This is a genomic window from uncultured Rikenella sp. (assembly GCF_910579375.1).
In the GTDB taxonomy this organism is placed as follows: Bacteria; Bacteroidota; Bacteroidia; order Bacteroidales; family Rikenellaceae; genus Rikenella.
On the sequence record NZ_CAJTUJ010000087.1, the window covers coordinates 1 to 7,421 of the forward strand.

Sequence of the window (7,421 nt, forward strand, 5' to 3'; positions counted from 1 at the left end):
TCTGCGGCTCTTTGAGCCGCGCAGTTCGCCGCCACCCCGCGCGGCGGACTGCAACTCGACGGAGCTCGTTGCATTCACCGCTGGCGGCGAACTTTTGCAAACAGGGCGAGGACGAACTCGACAGACTGGGCGGTGAATGGGCTGAGCTCTTGCGGCTCATAGAGCCGCGCGGGCCGGACGCCTGCCCACGGGCGGCCCGCAACTGACGTTGCTTTGGGCCCCGCAGGCTTCGACCGCTTGAACTGAGAGCGAGTAGTGCGGTTCGTAGAACCGCCGGGCCTGCGCGCTGGGCCTTTGGCCCACCCCCGAGCGCGCGGCCCGAACCCTACAGAAGGTGGGGTGTTGATGGCGGAACTATCGCGACCTTTAGGTCGCCGTCCTCGGAGCGCAGCGAACGCCACAGGCGGACGTCCGACCGTAAAGTCAAATTGAAATGGGGTAGAGGCACTTAATATAGGGTAACTCCAGCCCATTGCCCACCGCGTGCCTCTTGTCCCCGTTTATTCCGAGAGGCAACGCAACTGAAAACCGTAGACACGGTTGTACGAGCTGCTGGGATCGAGACCCTGCATGTAGAAAAGCAGATGCCCGCCATCTATGCCGCTCGTCCCGGATGCCCAACCATACCCGAGGCCTCCGCCGCCCCATAATAAGCCTTCGTTGCCACCGCGGTAGCCCGGGGCGACAACTCCCTCGACCGCCCTTGGCGAACGAGAACAAACTGATAACCACTGAAAAAAAGTCGATGGGAAAATCCCGACGGACATACGCTCTGCGCCTCGCCCTGCTCGGCCTCTTGCTCGGCTGCGCCATGTCGGCCCGGGCGCAGTACGGCAGCGGTACCGTGATCCGTTATCCCGTAGACAACAGCTCCAGCAACTCCTCCGGCCTGCTGCCCAGCCAGATGATCGAACGCGACACCATCGACAAAGCGCGGCGACCTAAGAAACCCCTCGAATCCTTCTATTTCGACGACTCCACCCGCAAACAGCGCATCTTCGCCTGGACCGTTTCGCTCGACGACAACGACATCACCCTGCGGGACTTGGATACCACCCTCGCCGATTTCCACATCGACTACCCCTTTATGCGCCAGGGCGTCGGCAGCGCTTCGCTCGGGAACCTCGGCGGCGCCAGCATTCCCCTCGACTACTTCCAGCGGCCCCAATTCCGCAACTTCTCCTTCGTACAGGCATGGGCCCCCTATTTGATGACACCGGAACAGGTGCTCTTCTATAACGCCAAGATGCCCTACACCAACATCTCCTACCAGATGTCCGGCGAACGGTCGAAAGAAGAACAAATCTTCCACGCCGTCATCTCGCAGAACATCTCCCCCTCCAGCTCCATCAACCTCGAATACAACTCCGACGGTATGCGCGGGCAGTACGAGCGGCAAAAAGCCTTGGACAGGTACTTTGCCGCCAACTTCGCACACACCGGGAAACGCTATGCCATTCACGGCGGATATATCTATAACGTAGGCGACATTCAGGAAAACGGCGGGATTCAGGACATGCGCGACGTGATGGACACCGTCTACGACATGACCGAGAACATCCCCGTTCGGCTGGACGGAAAAGCCGACGCCCGCAATCAGTACAAAGGGCACACCTTTTACTGGACCCAGTCCCTGGCCATTCCCCTGCGCCGGCAGCGCGTTTCCGACGACCTGACCTTGTCCGGGATACCGACCATTTACGTCGGCCAATCCTTCCAGCATACCACCTTCCGGAAGGTCTATTCCGATGCCGTCAAAGCCGATCCGGATGACGGTACAGGAATAGGAGACGATCCCGTCGTGCCGCCGTTCTACGACCATTTTTACGTCACCCCCGACGGAACCTACGACTCCGTGCGGCAGGCCATGACCGACGTCAAACTCTTCATGCAACTCCAGCCTTACGATCGGAACGGCGTGCTCGGCCTCGTGACCGCCGGAGTGGGGGACGAGTTCAACCGATACTATTACGACGTGCCGGAACCCTATCGCGGGCTCTATGGCAACGGAGGGAAACAAGGCAAAAATTCGATCTACGTCTACGGAGGACTGGAGGGAGCCGTCAGCCGCTACATGCGCTGGTCGGCCGACGCCAAACTCCACCTGATCGGGTACCGGAGCGGCGATTTCCATGTGGGCGGCAACCTGTCGCTCGCGGCCTATGTCCGCGAAAAACCGCTGAAATTGGACGCCTCGGTGCGCTTCTCGCTGCGCGAGCCGGACTTCTGGCAGCAGAACTACTTCTCGAACCACTACGCGTGGCTCAACCACTTCTCCAAAGAGAAGACTACGCTCATCACCGCCGCATTCACCGTCCCCGACTACGGGATCGAACTCGGAGGAAGTTACGCCCTGACCAAAGACAAAGTCTACTACGGGCCGAACGTCGTTCCTCAGCAGCACACCGGCATGCTCAACGTGATGGGACTTTATCTGCGCAAGGATTTCCGCCTCGGCGGATTTCACTTGAACCATAGGGTGCTCATGCAATGGAGTTCCGACCAGACGGTCGCTCCGGTGCCCCTGCTCAGCGCATCGTTGTCCTACTTCTTCGGCTTCGACATCGTCCGGAACGTGCTCCACATGCAGATCGGCGTCGACGGACGGTATAATACCGAGTATTATGCCTACGCCTACAACCCCGCCATCGGACAGTTCTATACGCAGGATCGCGTGAAGTTAGGCAACTACCCCTCGTTGGACGCCTTCGTGACAGCGAAGTGGAAACGGCTGAGACTGAGGCTCAAACTCCAGCACTGGAATTGCAACCTGTTCGGCGATAACCGCTACTTCGAAGTGGTCGATTATCCCCAGAACCGGATGATGTTCAAGGTTGGACTTTCGTGGTCGTTCTACGACTGACGCGGATCGCATTGGCATGAGAATTGCTCTCCCGACCTATAAAAACGAGGGATGAATCTCAAAAAAACAGGACTTGTTCTTGCACTTTTGCTCGTATCGGATCTGACTTTCGTCGGCTGCTCCGGCACCCGACAGGTGATTGCCTCGGTAGCCCCCACCGCCGAACAGGTGGAGATCGCCAGCCGCGGACAGATATCGCCTTACGACCCCCTGCTGAGGCAGGCCGCCGAAGAGGCCGGGATGGACTGGCGCTTTCTGGCCGCCATCGCCTGCCAGGAATCCCGCTTCGATCCCCACGCCCGGTCGCACCGCGGAGCCTTGGGCCTCATGCAGGTGATGGAGAGCGTCGCCACCGACTTCGGAGTACCCGCCGAACAGCTCATCGACCCGAAAGTCAATATCTCGATGGCCGTGCGGCTGATCCAACGGATCGAACGCACCTTGCGGTTCGGGAGCCGGACTTCGGAAGACGACCGCCTGCGGATTATCCTGGCCTGCTACAACGCCGGGATGGGGCACATCATCGACGCCCGTCGGCTGGCCGTGAAACACGGCGTGAACCATAACTCCTGGAACCGCCTCAGCGAATACGTATCCATCAAAGGCTCGCCGGAGTGGGTGGACGACGAAGCGGTGCGGAGCGGCGCTTTCGACGGCACCGAAACGCTCCAGTTCGTCGACAAAGTGATGGCCCGATATGCCGAATACTGCGAAAAATATATCTGACGGATATTGCAACGTCGAAAAAAGACGTATATTTGCACTCGGAATCTGCTGCCGATCGGCCTTGCCGCGGCAGACATCCGGCGAAAACAGCATGAAACTGGAATTCGGACATAGCAGGACGGAGGGTTTTTATTCGCCCTTTTATTATTACCGCCGCCGGTTTTTCGGAGAGGGGTCTGCGTCTTCTTTGTCCTTGTAAAACGATTGCTTACCATTTACGCAATATTTGCTAACCAAAGACCCGGCCTCTTCCTCTGAAGAGCCGGGTCTTTCGTTTTTAACCGTTCGTTTACTGTATCTACCCGGATGGAACCGTACCTTTTCTGAAGAAAAGGTACCCAAAAGACTTTCGTGATAGCTACGCTACTCCTCAGGCTCCGCAGTCCTCATGTTTCGTGAATCTGTCGGGCTGGGTTTTCTCGGCGAGCGCGCTTAGGGTATCATGCCCAATTATTTAGTGCGCTACGCCGGAAAACCACAGCCCAACGAACCAACCGAGACTTAGGCCGTCGGCAGCTGGAGGATGCGCAAGCATCCGTCTAAAGTTTTTCTGGTTCTCTTTGTTCACAAAGAGAACAGTACCCTCCCGAGCAGGTACAGATAATTGAACAATTAAACAAGAAGAGACCGGTTTATATGGGATTGCGCGTAGCGATACAAGGATACGAAGGCTGTTTCCACCACATCGCCGCCGAAGGATACTTCGGCGAAGAAATACAGATCGTTCCCTGCGCCACCTTTCGGGGCGTGGTGCGAGCCTTGGAAGAGGGGAGCGCCGATGCAGCCTTGATGGCCATCGAGAACTCCATCGCCGGGAGCATTCTGCCCAATTACGGCCTGTTGCAGGATCGTCTGTTGCGCGTCGTCGGCGAGCTCTATTTGCAGATTCGGCAAAACCTGCTCGTGCTGCCCGACGTCCAGTTGAGCGAGATCCGCGAAGTGTGGTCCCATCCGATGGCCCTGTTGCAGTGCGCCGATTATTTGGACGACAAAGGGTGGCGTCTCGTCGAGACCGAAGACACCGCCCTCTCCGCCCGGCAAGTGGGCGAGCAACGCGTGCGACATGCCGCCGCTATTGCAGGCGAGCTGCCCGCCCGGCTCTTCGGCCTGAAAGTCATCGCCCCCGAGATCAATACCATCAAGAACAACCACACCCGGTTTATGGTCTTGCGTCGGAGCGCCGACTGCCCGACCGACCGGATCGTCGGAGAGGAGCGAATCAACAAAGCCTCCCTCTATTTCCAGGTCGGACACAGGAAAGGGACACTCGCCAGCGTGCTCAACACCATGGAGCGCTACAACATCAACATGACCAAACTGCAATCCTACCCCGTGCCCAGCGACCCCTTCCACTACCTTTTTCACCTCGATATGGAGTTCGAGGACGTTTGGGAATACCGGGAGGCAGTGGCCCACATGCGCTCCGTGAGCGACGGGCTGACCGTCTACGGCGAATACACCCGCGGGATACATATTTAAACGACAGAAATTCAACGCACAAGCGACCATGACGAACCTGAAGATCGCCGACCGGCTCGGCGAAGTCAAAGAGTACTACTTTTCCAAGAAACTGGCCCAGATCGACGAGATGCGGCGGGCCGGATTCGATGTCATCAACCTCGGCATCGGGAGTCCCGACCTGCCGCCCCATCCGTCGGTCGTCGAGGCCTTGTACCGCGGAGCCCGGGATGCGCATACCCACGGATATGCCAATTATAAGGGCGAGCGTGTGCTGCTCGAAGCCATCGCCGAGTGGTACGACCGGAAGTACGGCGTGACCTTGGATCCGATGCGCGAAGTGCTCACCTTGTACGGTTCCAAGGAAGGGCTGACCTATCTGTGCCAGACCTTCGTCAATCCCGGCGACCGGGTGCTGGTTCCGAATCCCGGTTATCCGGCTTATGCCGCCGCCGTCCGGCTGGCCGGCGGGATCGTGGACGACTATCGGCTGACCGAAGCGAACGGCTGGATGCCCGATTTCGACGAGTTGGAACGGCGTGACCTGTCGGGCGTGAAACTGATGTTTCTCAACTATCCGCACATGCCCACCGGGACGGCGCCGACAGCGGGGCTTTTCGAACGGTTCGTCGATTTCGCCCGGCGGCACGGTATCCTGCTGGTGCACGACAATCCCTACAGCTTTATCCGCAACGACGCCCCGCAGAGCCTGATGGCCGTTCCGGGGGCGCGGGAGGTGGCCGTGGAGCTCAACTCGCTGAGCAAGAGCCAGAATATGGCCGGCTGGCGCGTCGGGATGATGGTGGGGCGCGAGGATGTGCTGGCGGCTGTGCTGCGGTGCAAGAGCAATCTGAACAATGCCATGTTCGTGCCGATGCAACAGGCGGCGGCCGTGGCGTTGGAGCTGGGTGACGAGTGGTACGCCGAAGTCAATCGCACCTATCGGAGCCGCGAGGCGTGGGCGGTGCGGATACTGGAGGATTTGGGCTGTACCGTGCGGCCGGGCCAGATGGGGCTTTTCGAGTGGGGGCGCCTGCCGGATACGGCTTTGGCGGCCGGGACGGATTGTTACGGTTTTATCGACCGGATTTTGGATGAAAACAAGGTTTTCCTGACCCCGGGCGGTATTTTCGGCTCCGAAGGAGAACGGTACGTGCGGGTGTCGCTCTGCGCCGACGAGGCGACTTTGCAGCGGGTGTGGGAAAGGCTTTTCAAATAGACGTAAACGGTACGAAAAACGAGATGATTGCAACGATAATCGGACTGGGGCTGATCGGCGGGTCGTTCGCCCTGGCGTTGAAAGATCAGGGACTGGCCGACCGGGTGATCGGTGTGGATCGCGATCCGGCCCATGCGGTCAAGGCGTTGGAACTCGGGCTGGTGGACGAGCTGCTGCCGCTCGACGCGGCGGTCGACGCTTCGGATCTGGTCGTGCTGGCGATCCCGGTGAATGCCATCCCTTTGCAGGCCGTGAAGATCCTTAACCGGGTGGATCGGCAGGTGGTAATGGACATGGGGTCGACCAAAGAGGAGCTCTGCGAAGTTATTTCCCAACATGCGCGTCGGGGTCGGTTCGTGGCGACCCATCCGATGTGGGGGACGGAGTATTCGGGGCCGGAGGCGGCTGTGCGAGGCGCTTTTACGGGACGTTCGGTGGTGATCTGTCAGGGTGATCGGAGCGATCCGGACGCGCTGGCGCAGGTCGAGGAGATATACAGCCGGATCGGGATGCCGATTTTGAGGATGGAGCCGGAGGAGCACGATTTGCATGCGGCGTATGTGAGCCACATTTCGCAAATCACCTCTTATGCCCTGGCGCTGACGGTGTTGGAGAAGGAGCGCGAGGAGGAGGCGATCTTCGCCTTGGCGGGCGGAGGGTTCGAGAGCACGGTTCGTCTGGCGAAGAGTTCGGGCGAGATGTGGATTCCGATTCTGTTGAAAAACAAATACAACGTATTGGACGTCCTTCGGGAACACATCCACCAGCTTCAGATTATGCGGCACATGATCGAGCGGGACGACGCGGAAGGATTGCAGTCTGCGATCCGGAAGGCGAACTCCATCCGTCGGATTATTCATTAGGGGATGTGGTTCGGTGCGCGGCATTTTGAGGATACGTTAGCATCCGTCTAAAGTTTCTTTGGTTCTTTCTGTTCACAGAAAGAACAGTACCAGCCGGGGCAATGCAAACGCAGTTTGCAAATTGCCGAGCGGCGAGGAGGAAGGCGAAGCCAACGAGAACAGTTTGAGGCGGGTCAAAGCTCATCCGCGCGCGGCCGAAGAATAGGGTAGAGGCTGCCGTAGCGAAACGTAGTTTCGCCCGTCCACGGGACGTGGGGCCCGGCCGGCCCGAGGCCAGTCCCCTCAAACCAAA

At 58.9% G+C, this 7,421-nt stretch carries 6 protein-coding genes; 5 read left to right on the forward strand and 1 reads right to left on the reverse strand.

Annotation, left to right across the window (positions count from 1 at the left end; all coding sequences use genetic code 11):
- Positions 1-500 precede the first annotated feature (500 nt).
- On the reverse strand, positions 501-767 hold the full coding sequence (locus tag QZ302_RS07370) for a hypothetical protein (RefSeq protein ID WP_294594084.1): 267 nt from the start codon (positions 765-767) through the stop codon (positions 501-503).
- Between QZ302_RS07370 and QZ302_RS07375 the strand changes: the two genes are divergently transcribed.
- The 5 genes from QZ302_RS07375 (at position 746) to QZ302_RS07395 (ending at position 7,129) form a co-directional block, all read left to right on the forward strand.
- A complete protein-coding gene (locus QZ302_RS07375; RefSeq protein ID WP_294594086.1) occupies positions 746-2,863 on the forward strand; it encodes a putative porin in 2,118 nt (705 codons plus the stop codon). The two genes, QZ302_RS07370 and QZ302_RS07375, sit on opposite strands and share 22 nt — an antisense overlap.
- 51 nt (positions 2,864-2,914) lie before the next feature.
- Positions 2,915-3,589: a transglycosylase SLT domain-containing protein gene (locus tag QZ302_RS07380; protein WP_294594088.1), complete on the forward strand. Its 675-nt coding sequence runs from the start codon at positions 2,915-2,917 to the stop codon at positions 3,587-3,589.
- Positions 3,590-4,225: 636 nt separating this feature from the next.
- Positions 4,226-5,068 (forward strand): prephenate dehydratase, encoded by an 843-nt coding sequence (locus QZ302_RS07385; RefSeq protein ID WP_294594090.1) that lies wholly within the window; start codon positions 4,226-4,228, stop codon positions 5,066-5,068.
- A 28-nt stretch (positions 5,069-5,096) separates the two neighbouring features.
- Positions 5,097-6,266 (forward strand): aminotransferase class I/II-fold pyridoxal phosphate-dependent enzyme, encoded by a 1,170-nt coding sequence (locus QZ302_RS07390; RefSeq protein WP_294594091.1) that lies wholly within the window; start codon positions 5,097-5,099, stop codon positions 6,264-6,266.
- A gap of 23 nt (positions 6,267-6,289) precedes the next feature.
- Complete coding sequence (locus QZ302_RS07395; RefSeq protein ID WP_294594093.1) at positions 6,290-7,129, forward strand: prephenate dehydrogenase; 840 nt, start codon at positions 6,290-6,292, stop codon at positions 7,127-7,129.
- Positions 7,130-7,421 lie beyond the last annotated feature (292 nt).

What these genes read in the sequence shown, in the direction of transcription:
- QZ302_RS07375 (WP_294594086.1), top strand. Translation starts at nt 746, where the DNA reads ATGGGAAAATCCCGACGGACATACGCTCTGCGCCTCGCCCTGCTCGGC.
- QZ302_RS07370 (WP_294594084.1), bottom strand. Translation starts at nt 767, where the DNA reads ATGTCCGTCGGGATTTTCCCATCGACTTTTTTTCAGTGGTTATCAGTT.
- QZ302_RS07380 (WP_294594088.1), top strand. Translation starts at nt 2,915, where the DNA reads ATGAATCTCAAAAAAACAGGACTTGTTCTTGCACTTTTGCTCGTATCG.
- QZ302_RS07385 (WP_294594090.1), top strand. Translation starts at nt 4,226, where the DNA reads ATGGGATTGCGCGTAGCGATACAAGGATACGAAGGCTGTTTCCACCAC.
- QZ302_RS07390 (WP_294594091.1), top strand. Translation starts at nt 5,097, where the DNA reads ATGACGAACCTGAAGATCGCCGACCGGCTCGGCGAAGTCAAAGAGTAC.
- QZ302_RS07395 (WP_294594093.1), top strand. Translation starts at nt 6,290, where the DNA reads ATGATTGCAACGATAATCGGACTGGGGCTGATCGGCGGGTCGTTCGCC.